Below are 17,603 nucleotides of genomic sequence, written 5' to 3'. Positions count from 1 at the left end.
ATGGACCTGACCCCACGGGAAAAAGACAAACTGCTGATTTTCACCGCCGGCCTGGTAGCCGAGCGCCGCCTGGCGCGCGGGGTGAAGCTCAACTACCCGGAAACCATCGCCTACATCTGCGCCGCCTTGATGGAAGGCGCCCGCGACGGCCGCACCGTGGCCGAGCTGATGCACTACGGTACCACCCTGCTCAGCCGCGAGCAGGTGATGGAAGGCATCCCGGAAATGATCCCGGATGTCCAGGTCGAAGCCACCTTCCCCGACGGCACCAAGCTGGTCACCGTCCACCAACCCATTGCGTAAGAGGCCGGCCATGATTCGTGATGCAACCGAGCAGGACCTGCCTGCGATTCGCGACATCTACAACGATGCGGTGCTGAATACGACGGCGATCTGGAACGAACAACCGGTGGACCTGGCCAACCGTAAAGCCTGGTTCAGCGCGCGCCAGGCTCTGGGATATCCGGTCCTGGTGGCGGTGGAAAACGGCGAAGTCACGGGCTACGCCGCGTTTGGCGACTGGCGCCCGTTCGAGGGCTTCCGCTACAGCGTCGAACACTCGGTGTATGTGCGCAGCGACCAACGCGGCAAGGGCCTGGGCCCGCGCCTGATGGAAGGCTTGATCGAACGCGCGCGCACCTGCGGCAAACACGTGATGGTCGCCGCCATCGAAAGCAGCAACCAGGCCTCGATCCGCCTGCATGAACGCCTGGGGTTCATCACCACCGGGCAGATGCCGCAAGTGGGTATCAAGTTTGGCCGCTGGCTCGACCTCACCTTTATGCAGCTTGCCTTGAATCCGGGCGCAGAACCGCCCCAGGAGTGACATCGATGAACGCGGCTCAACTGCGTCGAGTCCATGCTGAAAGTTTTGCCCACTACCGCCAGGGCTTGATCGAGCTGTTGCTGGACGCGGTCAAGCATGGTGCTTCAGTGGGTTTCATGGCCGATTTCGATGAGGCTCAAGCGCGTGCTTATCTGAACGGCGTGCAGGCGAGTATTGAAGACGCCAGCCTGCTGCTGTGGGTGGTGGTGCGCGACGAGCAGGTCATCGCCAGCGTGCAGTTGGCGCTGTGCCAGAAAGCCAACGGCCTGAACCGCGCCGAAGTACAAAAACTGCTGGTGCACAGCCGCGCACGGCGCCATGGCCTGGGCCAGCAACTGATGAACACCCTGGAACTCGCTGCCCGCCAGCACAAACGTGGCCTGCTGTACCTGGACACCGAGGCTGGCTCCGGCGCCGAAGCCTTCTACCAGTCGCTGCGCTACACCAAGATCGGCGAACTGCCCGACTACTGCCAAAGCCCGGACGGGCGCTACAGCCCGACCGCTATCTACTTCAAGACCCTGGGGCAACCTGCATGATTCCTGGCGAATATCAGATCCAGCCTGGCGACATCGAACTCAACGTGGGCCGGCGCACCGTCACCCTCAGTGTGGCCAACAGCGGCGACCGGCCTATCCAGGTGGGTTCGCACTACCATTTTTTCGAGACCAATGACGCGCTGACGTTTGACCGCGCGGCAAGCCGTGGCATGCGCTTGAATATTCCGGCGGGAACGGCGGTGCGGTTTGAGCCGGGGCAGGCGAGGACTGTCGAGCTCGTCGACCTGAGCGGAATGCGGCGAGTTTATGGGTTTGCGGGAAGAGTCATGGGCGAGCTTTAGGTCGACTGCAAGCATCAAGCTGCAAGCTGCAAGAAAGAGCAGCTTGTGGCGCCACACCTGCTTTTTCTTGAAGCTCGCAGCTTAAAGCTCGCAGCTCATATCCGAGGACCGAGGCTATGAAAATCACCCGTCAGGCATATGCCGACATGTACGGCCCCACCGTCGGTGACAAGGTCCGCCTGGCCGACACTGACCTGTTCGTGGAAGTCGAACAGGACTTCACCGTCTACGGCGAAGAAGTCAAATTCGGCGGCGGCAAGGTCATCCGCGACGGTCAGGGTCAAAGCCAATTACTCGCCCATGAAGTCGTCGACACACTGATCACCAACGCGTTGATCATCGACCACTGGGGCATCGTCAAGGCCGATGTCGGCCTGAAGAACGGGCGCATCCACGCCATCGGCAAGGCAGGCAACCCGGACATCCAGCCCGGCGTGACCATGGCCATCGGCGCCAGTACCGAAGTGATCGCCGGTGAGGGCATGATCCTCACCGCCGGCGGCATCGACAGCCATGTGCATTTCATCTGCCCGCAGCAGATCGAAGAAGCACTGACCAGCGGCGTCACCACCATGATCGGCGGCGGCACCGGCCCGGCCACCGGCACCAACGCGACCACCTGCACCTCCGGGCCCTGGCACCTGGCGCGCATGCTCCAGGCCAGCGATTCGTTTGCGATGAACATCGGCTTTACCGGCAAGGGCAACGCCAGCCTGCCGGAGCCGTTGATCGAACAGGTCAAGGCCGGCGCTATCGGTTTGAAGCTGCACGAAGACTGGGGCACCACGCCCGCGAGCATCGACAACTGCCTGAGCGTCGCCGACCAATACGATGTGCAGGTGGCGATCCACAGCGACACCCTCAACGAGTCCGGCTTTGTCGAAACCACATTGGCCGCGCTCAAGGGCCGCACCATCCACACCTACCACACCGAGGGTGCCGGTGGGGGGCACGCGCCGGATATCATCAAGGCCTGCGGCTTCCCCAACGTGCTCCCCAGTTCCACCAACCCGACGCGGCCGTTCACACGCAATACCATCGACGAACATCTGGACATGCTGATGGTCTGCCATCACCTCGACCCGAGCATTGCCGAAGACGTGGCCTTCGCCGAAAGCCGCATCCGCCGCGAGACCATCGCCGCCGAAGACATCCTGCACGACCTCGGCGCATTCTCGATGATCAGCTCCGACAGCCAGGCCATGGGCCGCGTGGGCGAGGTGATCACGCGCACCTGGCAGACCGCCGACAAAATGAAAAAACAGCGCGGCGCCCTGCCCGGCGACGGCCCCGGCAACGACAACTTCCGCGCCAAGCGCTACATCGCCAAGTACACCATCAACCCGGCGATCACCCACGGCGTCAGCCATATCGTCGGTTCCATCGAAGTCGGCAAATGGGCCGATCTGGTGCTGTGGCGCCCGGCATTCTTTGGCATCAAGCCGACCCTGATCCTCAAGGGCGGCGCGATTGCCTCAAGCCTGATGGGCGACGCCAACGCCTCGATCCCCACGCCGCAGCCGGTGCACTACCGCCCGATGTTCGCCAGCTTTGGCAGCTCGCTGCACGCCACTAGCCTGACCTTTATCAGCCAGGCCGCACAGGACGCAGGCTTGCCCGAAGCCCTGGGTTTGAAAAAGCAGATCGCCGTGGTCAAGGGCTGCCGCGACGTGCAGAAAACCGACTTGATCCACAACGATTACCTACCGGATATTGAAGTCGACCCGCAAACTTATCAGGTCAAGGCCGACGGTGTGTTGCTGTGGTGTGAGCCAGCAGATGTGCTGCCGATGGCCCAGCGGTATTTCCTGTTTTGAATGTCAGCCCAGCGGCTGCACTTCAGCCCGCGATGGCCCAGGCTGGTCCCCGGCCTGGGCCACCACCTCACGTTGCGACAAGTCGAGCAGGGTTTGATAACGCTCCTGCTCCACCTGCCTGTAGAGCGCGTTCAAGGCATTCGTGTAATCCTGATCGAACTGTGGATGGGCGCTTTCCAGTGCATCCAGCCTCGAGTCACGGCTGCGCTGCCACTGCGCGAACGTCTCGGGGTATTTCTGCTGTAAGTAATCAACCCAGTAGCCGCGCGCGACCAGTTCGTGGAAAAACGCCTGGGTGCTCTCCGCGGCCAATACGCTCTGGACCGCAGCATCCAGCCGCTGCCTCGGGAGCGGCATGCCATAGTTCATATGCGCGGGCTGGCCCGGCAGGTCCAGTCTGGACTGCAATCCCACACGGTATTCCAGGCGAATCTCGGCCTCGTCCGGGTGGGCACGCCGTGCAATTTCTGCGGACGCCAACGCTTCAACCTGCCCTAGCCGAAACAATTGCCGGGACAGTTTCAACAGTGCCGGCCCCTTGAGATCCAGCCGCGACGGGTCGATCCCAAGCAGAGTGTCGTGCTCGTAAACCTTCACCTCCAGGCCGCTGAAGGTAAGAATACGTCCGTCGACGCAGGTGCCATGAGTATTAGAGATGCCGAACAGGGTTTGCCGCAGCTCAGTGTCAGCGCCCGCGGCCTTGAGTACCCGCCATACGCGTCGTGTCAGGTCGGCGCGAGCCACACTGAACTCCTTGGTGTGCTGCAACATCTTCAGCAGATTAAAAAACGCCGCGCTGTCCGGCTCCGCCTCTAACTGATCCCAAAGCCCGCGATGTTCTTGCAGCGTTTCAGGTTCCAGTGTTTCAAACCACGGATCGCGCTCTGCTGGCGTGGTTTGCACGGGTTCAAGCACTTCGTCGGGTTCGGCCTGCGCGTCCTCGTCTTCGCTGCCCGTCGGGCTGTCGAGTTCCTCAAGCATTTGCCGCAACTCGCGCCTGGAAAAGCCCAGCGCATGAGTGCGCTCGGTGCGCTCGGCATAGTCTTGCAGCCGCTCCAGCGCCTCGCGCGGCAATTGCATGTTGCCGGAAAGATCGGTACCGAACATCAATGCGTCATGGCCACCCTCAAGCGCAAGGGGCGGAATTACATCGATTTCATTGAGGCTCAGATTCAGTCGGTTCAAAGCCGCATGCTGCAAGACGCCTGCGGGCCACTCTGTCAGTCGGTTACTGGCAATATCGAGTGTTTGCAGATGCGGGAACGCCTGCATATCGAACGTTTCCAGGTTGCACTGGCTGAGATCCAGCCATCGTAGTTGTTGCATCGTGGCCAATGCGCGGTACAGGAGCGCGGGGTCTATCAGTGGGTTGCTCGACAGTTCCAGGCGCTGCAGATGTTCCATGCGGCTGACAGCCTCGGGCACCTCCACCAGCAGGTTGCCGTTGAGCATCAACGTACGCAGCTGAGGAAATGCGTGCAGAAAACCGTTGGAGCCGTCCTCGGTCAGCCTGACGCCCGTCAGGTTCAAGCTTTCAACGTGGGTGAAGCCGGTGGGCAATCCAGGCAAATCGCCGACCTGGACGCCCTCCAGTAGCAGCGCGCGCTCAACGGCCTCGCCCGGCAACAGGCTGCTGCGCCAGGACTCAAGAATGCGTTGCGCCGCCCATCGGCGTGTCTGGGACGAAACCCGCCAGCCGTGACCGTGGGCTTCGCGGATAAACATCCAATCATTCAGTTCACGGGTCAACGTCTGCGACGCGCGCTCCCACTCCAGAACACGCAGGTGAATGCTCAGCTCGGTGGCGCCATCGGCCTGCAGATGCTGTGCCCAGGCGTGCAAGGCGTCAGGTTGCAGCGCAGGGTTAAGGCGTTGCAGGCGCTGCTCAACCGATAGCGCGCGGCCTGCGGCGTCCGATGTCAGAGGCAGTAACCGCTGGATAACCGTCATACCGGTCTCGATCGGTGGAAACGCGTCCGGAACGTCCTCCAAGGCAAACCGGCCCAGGGCGCCATGCGCCAGACCGTAAGCGTCCTCAACCCGCTGCTGCGCCGCTGCGAATGCCGACTGGGTGGCGGGGTCCAGCGGCGCCCCGGTCAGGTTGCTGGCAATGACCAATCCATCGCGGTCCAGAGCGAGCTGCGGCACGTGGGTGAGCTGGCTATCACGCAAATCCAGCCAAGACAGTTGCGTCAGGTTTTGCGCCCCGATCGGCCAACTCTGCAGTTTTGTGCGGCTAAGATTAAGCGCTTGTAAACCCGGCATGGCGCTCACATCCAGCGCGATGATCGGGTTATCTGCCAGGTTGAGGTGCACAAGCGACGGCAGCGCACCGGGCGCCAGCGGCGACTCGACGAGGGCGCAATCGCTGAGGTCCAGTGTGCGCACGTTGGCAAAATTCTGGATGAACCGGGCCAACTGTGCAGGCGGCACGCGTGCACCGATCAGTTGCAACGTCTCGACATGGGCAAAGCCCTCCGTCGCCAACTCGGGCAGTTCGCTCACGGCCAACGCACGCACGACCAATCTTGATGACCGTTGCGCGGTACCGAAGCGCTTGAGCAGGCCGTTGTACCAGCACGCCCGCAAGGTGAAGCGCAAATTGGAGCGCCGCATGCCTTCGCCCGAAGTGTCGAGGGTGTGGCTCCAGTCATCCAGTGTGCGGTTCAATTCGGCGTATTCGCTGCTCAAGGCTTCCATGGCATTAAACCGCGCCTGAAAGCCGCTCACCTGTGCCTTGAACGCTTCGAACAATGCCTGACGCTGCTCCATCAGACCCGTAAAGCTCAGCTCGTTCTGGCCCTGCCATTGCAGCCGGCTCAGCTCGCCCTCGCAGTAACTGCCGACCATTTGCTCCAGGTCCAACAGGTGTTCGGCGTGACGGGTCACGTAGGCGAACGCCGGTAGGAACTGCTCTCGGCTGATGTGCGACCAATTCATGGTCAGCCCCGACCACAGCCGCTCACGCCCAGACTGGAACATCTCGGGCGGCAGCGTACTGATCGATGAGCTGGAAAAGTCCAGACGTTCCAGCAGGGGCAATTGAAATACGCCGGTCGGGAACCTCCACTGGAAGCCCCTGCCGAGTTTTAACCTGCGCAGTTGGCTCAGACGGCTGACATCCAGCACCTGCCCGGACGTCAACGCACACTCCAGGCTGAGTTCCCGCAAACCGGTGAGATTGCCCAGGCGCATTATCTGCATCTGTTCCAACGGAAAGTTCGAGGCGATGCTCAAACTCGTCAGGTGCGGCATGTGCTCCAGCGTCGCGGGCACCGCACTCAGATCGGGAGTGTTGACCACCAGCCTGAGGGTTTCAACCTGCGGAAAATAGCCGAGCACCTGCTCAACCGTGGCGTTGGTGATCCCGCGACCGTTAAGGGTCAAGGTGCGTACATGGGAAAAGTCTGCGGTCAACGCCGGTAAGGGCTCGTCGGTAAATATATCCAGTTCGGCAAAACGCGCTCGCTCGGCCAGGGGCGAACGCCGCCAGCAGGCTTTGATCGCCTGAACCACCTGTTGCTTGCCGCCCACTGCCGCGAAAAATCCCTGCATCAATTCGGCCGAAGGCGCGCCGGCCCATTGGTCGAGGGTACTCTCCAGCGTTTGCCATTCGCGCATACGATTGTTGAGCAGGTTGTAGATTTGCGATTCGTCGTCTCCTGCGGTCATGCGCCTGAGGATGAATCCATTGGCTTCGTCCTCCGTGAGTTGTGGATAAACCGCCCGCACCCGGCTGGCCAGCGACGCCATCATGCCCTCGCCGCGACCGCTGGCGGGGTAGCCGATCAGCCTCGGCGAAATTCGCTGCGGCGGTTTGAACCAGGGTTGACCCCGCACATGGCCTTCGACGATCTGCGCCGACGCCTGGCGATGCTCCACCGCGTAGTCGATGATTGCCCGACGTAACGCCAGGCTTTGGCTGACCTGCGGCATACCCAGCGCCTGACGCGCATCGTCCGGCAAGGCGTGCATGATCGAATCGTAAAAACTATCACCGTGCTGCGTGAGGCTGTTAAGGGCCTCGCCGCGCTCGTTGAATGCTTGGTAGCGCGGCCCCTTCTTGACCAGGTATTTGCGTTGCGCGGCGGTCTCGCTGCCGATGCTGTCAAGCAAAGCGCCGTCGATGCTGCCTTCGCGCACCTCAAGTCGCAGTTGGCCCGACCAACCCGGCAAATGTCCCAGGGTGTGCAAGGCCAAGCGCTTGCTGTCGGCCGAGGTCAGGTTGTCCATGTGCAGGCCAGCAAACGCGTGACCGACCCGGCCCTGGCGCACATACCAGCGCGCGCGCTCCTGCATCTCCAATGGCACGCGCCCGGTGTCGTGCAGGCGGATCAATTGTTCGGTGTCGGTGTCGTCGAGCAGGGTATGCGCGGCGGATTCGCTCAGGCCAGGGTAAAGCCGTTGCAGTTTGGCCACCATTGGCGGCGTGCGCCGGGTGCCGCTGTACAGGCTGTCGAATATTGCCGGTTGGCGGGTGCGGGCGTAGTCAGCCAGTTGTTTGCTGAACTCCAATGCGCGGTTATCGCGCACCCGGGCCGGCTCGCTGCCAAGCAGGCCGACCACTTCCGACTCATCCAGCGCCGCCAGGATATGCGACGGCAATTGACCGTTCAGTACATCGGCACGGCTGATGCGAATCGTCGGTCGCTGCTTCAAGGCATTGTCAATGCGCTCTACACCATAGGTCTGCGAGCGTCCGCTCAGGCCCGGCCCGTCAAACACGCGCAGCGTCCTGCCCGCAGGCCAGCGCGGCAACTCGGTGACCAGTGGCAATACATACAGATAACGGCCATCGACCGCCCGGCCGCTGCTCACTTGCTCGATCACTTGTGCCACATCCCGCTCCACGCTGAACAAGCGCAAGGCATCTGCCACTTCAGGCGGCGGCGGTTGGTTGTCCAAGTGCATTTTGCGCAACGTGTGATCGCCGGCCCCAGCGATGTCGGCGATGGTCAACAATTGGTCATCGGTGAAACCGTCCGTCACCGGCCCCATGCGGCGCAACAGCGTGACCCGGTCCCAGCTCGACGGCTGTTCATGGGTCAGGCGCCAAGCCCCGGCGCCATTGTGCGTGAGTGGCGGTTGATAGGCATCGGGGTCGGCAGGGTGCTTGATCCGCCAGCGTTGCAGGCTTTCGTCGTAGGTTTTTTCGTAGACCTTACCCGACTGACGGATGTAGGTCTTGCCCGCCTGATGGTACTGGCCCGCCGCGTTGGGCGTGGCATCCGCGAGCAATACGTCAGGGCTTTCGTAGCCGTCGAATGCAGGTTTCCACAGCCGCCCCTGCCCCCCAGGCAAGGTCACCGGTGCCAGCGCTTCGATCACCGGTTCGGGTTTGGCCGCAAGCAGTTTGCCCGCGACTTTACCGCCTGCCGCCATCGCCCCGAGCAGTGCCAGGTTTTCGGCCACGTCCACCAGGTGGACCTTGGCAGCCTGGCGATCCCCCTCACTCCATTCCAACGAACCTTCAAGCGTTTCGTACAACAACTGGCCCGCCATCACCCCCATCATCACTTCACCCAGCACCGGGACGAACATCGAGACCGTGTTCAACACCAGCATGCCGATGTTGAGCAAGCGCGCCAGCTTCTCCGAGCGCACCCGCGCGTCCACGTCTGCCGTGGGGACGGCATGGCAGCGCGCGTCGCCGATCATTTTGTCGCGGTGTTGCTCGAAGAGGTATTGCCACAGGTCGACGTTGGCCGCCCAAATGCCGTGGCCCGCGCGCGTCAACGCGGTGGGCGCGAGAAAGGGGTCAGGGTTGGCTTCCCTGACAGGCGGTGGGCCGGGTGGCAGTTCCTTGATATCGGTGAATACGCGAAAGGGGTTGAAGCCCTGGGCCAACTCCTTCAACAACGATACATGAGGTAACAGGGCCTCGCCAAAAGAGCGGGCCGGTGCGTCTTCCGTGAATTGGCTGAAATACGCAGGTCGGTCGCCGTAAGCCACGAACTGGCTGAAAAACCGCTGGTAGGCCGTCGGGCTACCGTCATCTGGGGCTGTGGCGTCGCGCGCGGTAAAGCGCTGCTTGAAGGTGGCCCTCAGTTGCGCCCAGGTAAAGCGCTTGAGCGGGTGCTGCGGGTCGTTGGGGATGTAGAGAATGACGTCGTCGCTGTAGCGATATTTTTCGCAGATGACAAAGGCGAGGCAGCCGGTCATGCGCTTATTCATCAAACCAAGGTCGCGAAACCACACGGGCTTGCCGTTGACCTTGGGGTTGAGCGAGCCTTCGATCACGCTCTGCATCAAGCGGTAATCGGCAGGCTCGATATCGTTGTTCAGCAGTGCCTGCTCGGCTGCGGCAGCCAGGGCCGCTTTTTGGGCGCTGATGAATGTGTCGCGCAACGCTTGCTCCGCCCCCGGTTCGGCAGGTTGCAGGCAGTTTTTCAGGTAGCGCTGATATTTCGCACCCACGTCCAACGTGCGGCACAGACAGATGAACTGCGTCACCGTCAGCGGGGTGGCAAGTGTTTCGAAGTGGCCCGGCTTCGCCCCCGGCACCAGAAACCCCGACGAATGATGAAAGGCGCCCGCTTCGCATTCACGGGCTTCGAAACTGTGCAGTGCCGCCTGCAACAAGGGCAGGCGCGACACCTCGAAACGGCTGATCTCGATGGCGAGTATGCCGACCTCGATCGGTTTATTGAGGCACAACAAGGTGGTGTTGAGGTCCAGTTCGACCTTGTAGGTGTCTTTCAAGGCCTTGGCCAATAAGGGGGCGGCAAAGGTGTCGATGTCTTGCAGGGTCGACATGGCTTTGTCGAGCGCGGTCTGTGCAGTAAAGCGCTGAGTGAAACACGCGCGCACGGTCTTGCGCTGGGACGCCGATGCCTGGCGATAGAAGTCGGGCAGTGCGGCCGGGGCTGCTTTTAGGGCAGTGCGACGTTCGGGGGTGGCGTTGATCAACCAGGCGGGGCTTGATTGCTCAAGAAAGGTGCGGTGCAGGCTCTGAGTAGTAGCCGGCTGCGTCGCCGAGAGGTCGGGCATGATGTCGCTCCTGTGAAATGGAGCGTCAGCACATCATGCCCACTCGGGCGTTCGACGGTAGATAAATGTAGCGATGAAGGTTTAGAAGTGTTCTCGTGGATTGAACGCAGCTTTTTTCGCCAATTCCTGCCACAGGGCGATGGTCTCGTCATCCGCCTGCTTGGGCATCACGGCCTTGAGCTGTATGTACAGGAAGCCGCGCTCCCCGGCCTTGTTCAACAAGCCATGCCCCTTGGCGCGCACGCGCTGACCATTTTGGCTGCCGGCCGGAACCTTGAGGTTGATCTTGCCGGTGAGGGTCGGGACTGCCACTTCCGTGCCCAGCGCCAGCTCCCAAGGTGCCAGCGGCAAGTTGATGATCAGGTTTTCACCTTCCACTTCAAACTTCGAGTGCGGCGCAAACTTGATGATCAGGTACAGGTCGCCATTGGCCCCACCGCCAATACCCGGCGCGCCTTGCGCCTTGAGGCGGATGCGCTCACCGTCGGCCACGCCGGCGGGGATCTTCACGTTCAGGCTCTTGGTGGTATTGCTCACATGCCGGCCCGAGGCGTCGTATTGCGGCACCTGGAAGCTGATCGGCTTGGACTCGGTCGACAGCGTCTCTTCAAGCGACACCGTGAGCTGCATCTCCACATCCTGGCCCTTGCGCCCCGCAGGGCGACGCTGACCGCCACCAAAGGCATCGCCGCGGGAGCCGAAGATGGAGCTGAAGAAGTCCGAAAAATCCTCACCGCCGCCACCACCGCCATAGCCACCACGGCTCTGCCAGCCTGGCGGGCCCTGGAATGGCTGGCCATGCTGGCCGTATTTGCGCAGCTCGTCGTACTCGGCGCGCTTGTCGGCGCTTTTAAGCGCTTCATAGGCTTCGGACGCGTCCTTGAACTTGGCTTCGGCGTCTTTCTCCTTGCTCACATCCGGGTGATATTTGCGCGCGAGTTTGCGATACGCGGCCTTGATCTCTTTGTCATCGGCCGTCGGCTCGACACCCAGAATCTTGTAGTAGTCTTTGAAATCCATCGGCGGTTCACCCTCCTAAATCGAGATCGCACAGCCCGGGGCACAACGTGCGCTGTCTTGCACCTGTAGAGTCTTGTGGCCTGGGGGTACGTCAAAATGTTTTCGGCACTTGCCGTATGCAGCAGATATTGGGGCAAATCCCCAGGATTCAAGCTTGATTAAACGGATGGTCGGCCTACGCATCCGCCTTCGACTCGCATACACTGCGCGGCCGTTTTTCGACCGGAACCTGATAGACATGAAAAACCCATCCCCAGCCCGTGCCTGCGGTATCGACTTTGGCACGTCCAACTCCACCGTCGGCTGGATCCGTCCCGGCATGGAAACGCTTATCGCGCTGGAGGACGACAAAATCACCCTGCCGTCGGTGGTGTTCTTCAACTTCGAGGAGCGTCGTCCGGTCTACGGCCGCCTGGCGCTGCACGAATACCTGGAAAACTACGAAGGCCGGCTGATGCGCTCGCTCAAGAGCCTGCTGGGTTCCAAGTTGATCAAGCACGACACCAGCGTGCTCGGCACCGCAATGCCCTTCACCGACTTGCTGGCGCTGTTTATCGGCCAACTCAAGAGCCGCGCCGAAGCAAACGCCGGCCGTGAGTTCGAAGAAGTGGTGCTGGGCCGCCCGGTGTTTTTCGTCGATGACGACCCGATGGCCGACCAGGAAGCGGAAAACACCCTGGTCGACGTTGCGCGCAAGATCGGCTTCAAGGACATCTCGTTCCAGTACGAACCGATTGCCGCCGCCTTCGACTACGAGTCCACCATCGAGAAGGAAGAGCTGGTACTGATCGTCGACATCGGCGGGGGTACGTCAGACTTCTCGCTGGTGCGCCTGTCGCCGGACCGTCGTCACAACGACAACCGCCACGACGACATCCTCGCCACCGGCGGCGTGCACATCGGCGGTACCGACTTCGATAAACAACTGAGCCTGCAAGGCATGATGCCGTTGTTTGGCTACGGCAGCCGCATGAAAAGTGGCGCCTACATGCCCACCAGCCATCACATGAACCTCGCCACCTGGCACACCATCAACTCGGTGTACTCGCAGAAATCCCAACTGGCGTTGGGCAGCATGCGCTATGACATCGAGGACACCGGCGGTATCGATCGCCTGTTCAAGCTGATCGAACAGCGCGCCGGGCACTGGTTGGCGATGGAAGTGGAAGAAACCAAGATCCAGCTGACCCATGAAAACAGCCGCCATGTGGCGCTGGACCGGGTTGAGCCGGGGCTGAGCGTGGAGCTGAGCCGGGCGCTGTTCGAGTCGGCCATCGACGGCTTGCTGGAGCGCGTGCGCGGCAGTGTGACGCAGTTGCTCAACGATGCATCGGTCAGTGTGGCGCAGGTAGACACGGTGTTCTTTACCGGCGGTTCCAGCGGGATTCCGGCACTGCGTCACAGCATCTCGGCCATGCTGCCAAATGCGCGGCATGTGGAAGGGAATATCTTTGGCAGCATCGGCAGCGGGTTGGCGATTGAGGCGAGCAAGCGATACGGCTGCTGAAACACTGCGGTTCAAATGTGTGAAGCGGGCTTGCTCGCGAACAGGGAAGTGTCAGTCAAAGCTGCTCTGACTGATCCACCGCATTCGCGAGCAAGCCCGCACATTTTGACCTGCGTACATCTTCCCCCCTACTCAGTAGTGACGCCGTAGCGCTCCACGACTTCGCACAACTGTTGCGGGATGGGTGCGATTGGCCCCAAGCAAACGCAAACCCGCTTTTACTTGCAGCTTGCAGCTCGCCACTCGCAACTGCCCCTAAACCATCCCCCCCAACTTCAACTCACTCTTGAGATACGCATAGTAAATCGGCCCCGCCACCACCCCCGGCAAACCAAACGCGGCTTCAAACACCAGCATCGCCAGCAATAATTCCCACGATTTGGCACTGATCTGCCCACCCACGATCCGCGCGTTGAGGAAGTACTCGACCTTGTGGATAACAATCAGATACCCCAACGCCGCCACCGCCACCCAGATCGACAGCGACAGCGCGACGATGGTGATCAGGGTGTTGGACATCAGGTTGCCGATCACCGGCAGCAAGCCGAGCAGGAAGGTGAGCACGATCAGGGTTTTGGTCAGCGGCAGGTGAATCCCGCACAGCGGCAGCACCACGGCTAGGAATACAGCGGTGAATGCGGTGTTGAGTGCGGCGATTTTGATCTGGGCGAAAACAATGTTGCGAAAGGCCTGGACCAGCAAGTGCAGGCGATCAAACAGGGCGGCGGCCAAGGGCTTGCGTTTGGTCAGGTCGGGCACGCGCTGCAAGGCGATGATCGCGCCGAGCACCATGCCGATCAGCAGGGTGACGAACATATGCGCGGCATCCTTACCAACAAGCTGCAGTTCGCTCAGGTGTTTACTCAGCCAATCGCCGATGGCCACGCGGAATTCGGCAGCGCTCGCGGGCAGGTAAGCATCGAGAAACGGCGGCAGTTGGCCGCGCGCGCGGTCGACCACGCCCATGAATTTGTCGAGGGATGCTCCGGGATTTTCCGCTTCGTGGAGCAGGAAGCTGATGGCGCCGGCAAAGATCAGCGTCAGTACGCTGACGATCAGGGTGCCAAGCAGAGCCACCGCCAGCCAACGCGCGCGCCGGCCTTCGATCAGCCGTTGCAGTTGGGGGGTGAGCATGTTGACCAGCTCATAGACCAGCAGGCCGGCCAGCAGGCTGGGCAGCAATTTGAGCGGCAGTACCAGCAGCAATCCGCCGAAAATGATGATGTAGCTGGCCTGCAACAACACATGACGCTGAGAAAACGTTGGCATACAGCCTCAAAACGAACGGCGTTAAAGGATGGGCAGTCTGCCAGCCTTGGGGAAATCAAGCGAGAGGTCTTAGTGTTGTGAACACGGTCAGTGTGGGAGCGGGCTTGCTCGCGAATGCGGTGGTTCAGTCACTGACGTGTTGAACGAAAAACGGCTTTCGAGAGCAAGCCCGCTCCCACAGGGGATTCGCGTACTCAGCTGCCTTTCAGGCAAGTACTCATAAAGGTTTTGCGCGCATCGCCCGTCAGCGTCTTGGTTTTCGCCGATGCATTGCAATCCTTCATCTTCTGCTGCTGCGGGGTCAGGGTCTTGGCGTCGTTGGCCGCCGGGGCCGACAGGCAGGTTTTCATGAAGGCCTTGCGCTCGTCGCCCTTGAGCGTCTTGGTGGAGGCTTCAGCGTTGCAGGTGGTCATTTTGTTTTGCTGGGCGGTGGCGGCAAAGCCCTGGGAACACAACAGCAGGCCCATCATCAACAGCGGAATTCGCAGCATCTTCATGGAGTTTTCTCCCTGTTACCGTGCCGGAGAGCACGGCCTTCCAGCAGTGTAGTCAAAACCTGTTACATCTTCACCGACTGCGTATGTGCGTCCGCCGATACTGCTCCGGGGTACAACCCGCCTGGCGTTGGAACATGGCGATAAAAGCCGAGGCGGTGCTGTAGCCCAGGTCGAATGCCACATGTTGCACGCTGCGCTCGCTGTCGAGGGCTTCGATGGCCGCCAGGTAGCGCAGGCGCTGGCGCCATTCACCAAAGCTCATGCCGAGTTCGCGCACAAACTGACGCGCCAGGGTGCGTTCGCTCACGTGTACCTGCTCGGCCCAATGTGCTAGGGGGCGGTTGTCTGCGGGGTCGGTCTGCATGCCTTCCAATACTCCGAGCAACCCGGGGTGGCGGGCGTAGGGCAGAAAGCACTCGTGGATCGGCGCCTGTTTGAGCTGGTCCACCAGCACTTGGGCCAGGCGGATATCGGATGCGGTCTGCGGCATATGCACGTCGCGCTGTGCGAAGTCGCGAAGGATGGCCTTGAGGATATCGCTGATGGCCAGGGTGCAAGGCTGTTGCGGCAGTGCCTCGCAGAGTTCCGGGGCAAGGCCCACCGAGTGGTAGACAATCGCCTCGGCGTTGTAGGAGCTGTGTTCGGTGTGCGGCGGCACCCACACCGCGTATTGCGGCGGTGACATGAAGCGGCTGCCGGCCACTTCCATGCGCATCACGCCGCTGGCGGAGTAATCCAGCGAGCCCCAGAAATGCTGGTGCGGGGTGCATTCGGTGTCCGGGGCGAAATCCGAATAGCGCAAGTACACCGGGCTCGGCAGTTGGGGGAAATCCTGAAGGCGTACGTTGTGCTTGGCCATTTTGTCTGGATACAGCGGTCACTTGTCTGGATCGAAGTATAAGCCTCAATCCAGACAAGGCATAATCCTGCCTCATCAACACGCCTGGTTTCTTTCGATGCAATACGCTTATCCCCTGCTGGCCATTTTTATCTGGGCCGGCAACACCGTGGTCAACAAACTGGCGGTGGGCTCGATCTTTCCCGCTGAAATCGGTTTTTACCGCTGGTTGCTGGCCGCGCTGCTGTTTACGCCGTTCATGCTCAAGCCGGTGATTGCCAACTGGCCGTTGATCCGCCCGAATCTGGGCAAGATCTTCATCCTCGGCGTGCTGGGCATGGCGGTGTACCAGAGCCTGGCGTATTACGCCGCTACGCTGACCAGCGCCACCAACATGGGCATTATCCTGTCGCTGATGCCGTTGATGGCACTGACGGCGGCCATCATCAGCCTTGGCCAGCGCCTGACCTACGGCGCACTGACCGGTGCCGTGCTGTCGTTTGCCGGCGTAGTCGTGGTGGTGTCGGCGGGCAGCCTGGGCGCACTGCTGCAACACGGGGTCAACCTGGGTGACGGCATGATGCTGGTCGCCACCCTGGCCTACGCGGTCTACAGCACCCTGCTGAAAAAATGGCAACTGCGCCTGCCACCGCTGGTGTTGCTGTATTTGCAGGTGCTGGTGGCCGTGGTGGTGCTGTTTCCGCTGTTCCTGTTCTCGGCAAAAGCCGGCCTTGGCTGGGCGAATATTCCACTGGTGCTGTATGCGTGCCTGCTGGCCTCGATGCTGGCGCCGCTGGCCTGGATGCATTCGGTGAAGACCTTGGGCCCGAGCCGCACCACGCTGTTTTTCAACTTGCTGCCGTTGATCACCGCGCTGATTGCGGCGGTGGTGTTGAAGGAAAAGTTGGCGCTGTACCACCTGGTGGGCGGTTTGCTGACGTTGGGCGGGGTGATTTTGTCGGAGCGATGGACTACCCCAGTCAGTAATGCCTGAACACAGCCTGCTCTCACAGCTACACCCCAGCAGCCTTGAGCCTTTGTGCATGCTCGACAAACAACCGAATAGGCTCGGCACCCTTACCCACCAGGCCCAGCGATTGGTTGACGATATCGAAATGGTCCAAGGGGTAGTCATCACCGATCACCAACCCCAGGTGTGAGCTATAGCGCCCGACCATGCCATCGCACTGGCCCTTTTCCCGCACAAAGCTGCGGGCGAACAAACGGCAACTGCGATGCGTACCGTCGAACAGGTTACGACCACGGTCAGTGATGCCTGGCTGCAATGTGCCGGACCACGAGTAATAGCGCACTCCATTGACCTCTTCGGCGCCCTGCCCGCCCCAGGTCTCGGGCAATCCTTGTGGATATTGCTGATTGAACAGCGCCACACCCGCGCTGGTCAGGGACCTATGGGACGCCTGCAGATCCGCCTTGAAGCGCGGACCGCGATAGCCGGTTTCCAGCACGCCCATCACCCAGGCAACCAGGTGAAACAGCGCGCTCATGATCCGGCCCTTGGCGCCGTCGACGGGATAATGGGTGTGGATATGGTCGGCCAGCTCCGAACCATGATTAGGCCCAGCCACCGACGTCACCGACGCCACCCACTCCGGTCGCTTGGCCGCCGCATATCGCGCGGTGAGCGAGCCCTGGCTGTGGCCGATCAGGTTGACCTTGGCGGCTCCGGTGTCGCGGCGGATGCGCTCGATCTGCACCAGCAATTGCTCGCCGCGCACTTCGCTGGAATCGAGCGGCGCCACCTGCACTGGATACACTTGGGCGCCCCCCGCGCGTAGTGCAGGAACAATGCCGTACCAATAGGGAAACAGTCCCAGGCGCACAAAACCGAGCATGCCGGGAACTAGCACCAACGGGTAACACGTGGCTAACGACTTCGGCATGGTGCGAACGTCCTCGAAAATGAGCAGTTGCCCTGCAGCGTAGGCCAACCTCAAGTCATGTAGATGAAGCCCAGGGTAAATTCGATAAAACTTT

At 61.2% G+C, this 17,603-nt stretch carries 13 protein-coding genes; 7 read left to right on the top strand and 6 right to left on the bottom strand.

Annotation, left to right across the window (positions count from 1 at the left end):
* The 5 genes from ureA (at position 1) to ureC (ending at position 3,484) form a co-directional block, all read left to right on the top strand.
* Positions 1–303 (top strand): urease subunit gamma, encoded by a 303-nt coding sequence (ureA, locus tag AACY30_RS14215; protein WP_339415724.1) that lies wholly within the window; start codon positions 1–3, stop codon positions 301–303.
* Positions 304–313: 10 nt separating this feature from the next.
* Positions 314–826 carry a GNAT family N-acetyltransferase gene (locus AACY30_RS14210; protein WP_339427233.1) on the top strand — a complete coding sequence of 171 codons (513 nt, stop codon included), beginning with the start codon at positions 314–316 and terminating at the stop codon, positions 824–826.
* A gap of 5 nt (positions 827–831) precedes the next feature.
* The gene (locus AACY30_RS14205) at positions 832–1,365 is read left to right on the top strand and encodes a GNAT family N-acetyltransferase (RefSeq protein WP_339471518.1); all 534 of its coding nucleotides are present in this window, start codon (positions 832–834) and stop codon (positions 1,363–1,365) included.
* Complete coding sequence (locus AACY30_RS14200) at positions 1,362–1,667, top strand: urease subunit beta (protein WP_339415718.1); 306 nt, start codon at positions 1,362–1,364, stop codon at positions 1,665–1,667. Before AACY30_RS14205 ends, AACY30_RS14200 begins: the two co-directional genes overlap by 4 nt.
* 116 nt (positions 1,668–1,783) lie before the next feature.
* On the top strand, positions 1,784–3,484 hold the full coding sequence (ureC, locus tag AACY30_RS14195) for an urease subunit alpha (RefSeq protein WP_339471517.1): 1,701 nt from the start codon (positions 1,784–1,786) through the stop codon (positions 3,482–3,484).
* A 3-nt stretch (positions 3,485–3,487) separates the two neighbouring features.
* Here ureC and AACY30_RS14190 read toward each other — a convergent pair whose 3' ends face one another.
* Positions 3,488–10,474 (bottom strand): NEL-type E3 ubiquitin ligase domain-containing protein, encoded by a 6,987-nt coding sequence (locus AACY30_RS14190; RefSeq protein ID WP_339540510.1) that lies wholly within the window; start codon positions 10,472–10,474, stop codon positions 3,488–3,490.
* Positions 10,475–10,555: 81 nt separating this feature from the next.
* Entirely contained in the window at positions 10,556–11,494 is a 939-nt protein-coding gene (locus AACY30_RS14185; protein ID WP_339471513.1) for a DnaJ C-terminal domain-containing protein, read from the bottom strand.
* Positions 11,495–11,732: 238 nt separating this feature from the next.
* On the opposite strand from AACY30_RS14185, the gene AACY30_RS14180 reads away from it, so the two are divergent.
* A complete protein-coding gene (locus AACY30_RS14180) occupies positions 11,733–13,001 on the top strand; it encodes an Hsp70 family protein (protein ID WP_339471512.1) in 1,269 nt (422 codons plus the stop codon).
* Between the two features lie 255 nt (positions 13,002–13,256).
* Here AACY30_RS14180 and AACY30_RS14175 read toward each other — a convergent pair whose 3' ends face one another.
* From AACY30_RS14175 to AACY30_RS14165, 3 genes are all read right to left on the bottom strand, one after another.
* Positions 13,257–14,270, bottom strand: coding sequence for an AI-2E family transporter (locus tag AACY30_RS14175; RefSeq protein ID WP_339415712.1), 1,014 nt, complete (start codon positions 14,268–14,270; stop codon positions 13,257–13,259).
* Between the two features lie 194 nt (positions 14,271–14,464).
* Positions 14,465–14,767 carry a PsiF family protein gene (locus AACY30_RS14170; RefSeq protein WP_339415711.1) on the bottom strand — a complete coding sequence of 101 codons (303 nt, stop codon included), beginning with the start codon at positions 14,765–14,767 and terminating at the stop codon, positions 14,465–14,467.
* Between the two features lie 70 nt (positions 14,768–14,837).
* Positions 14,838–15,626: an AraC family transcriptional regulator gene (locus AACY30_RS14165; RefSeq protein WP_339471511.1), complete on the bottom strand. Its 789-nt coding sequence runs from the start codon at positions 15,624–15,626 to the stop codon at positions 14,838–14,840.
* A gap of 97 nt (positions 15,627–15,723) precedes the next feature.
* On the opposite strand from AACY30_RS14165, the gene AACY30_RS14160 reads away from it, so the two are divergent.
* A complete protein-coding gene (locus AACY30_RS14160) occupies positions 15,724–16,599 on the top strand; it encodes a DMT family transporter (protein ID WP_339471510.1) in 876 nt (291 codons plus the stop codon).
* A 19-nt stretch (positions 16,600–16,618) separates the two neighbouring features.
* Here the strand turns inward: AACY30_RS14160 and AACY30_RS14155 are convergent, their stop codons facing one another.
* Positions 16,619–17,509 (bottom strand): esterase/lipase family protein, encoded by an 891-nt coding sequence (locus AACY30_RS14155; protein ID WP_339540509.1) that lies wholly within the window; start codon positions 17,507–17,509, stop codon positions 16,619–16,621.
* Positions 17,510–17,603: the final 94 nt, after the last annotated feature.

Source organism: Pseudomonas sp. RA_5y_Pfl1_P24 (assembly GCF_963970945.1).
Classification (GTDB): Bacteria; Pseudomonadota; Gammaproteobacteria; order Pseudomonadales; family Pseudomonadaceae; genus Aquipseudomonas; species Aquipseudomonas tritici.
This window is presented reverse-complemented; position numbering and strand designations above follow the sequence as displayed.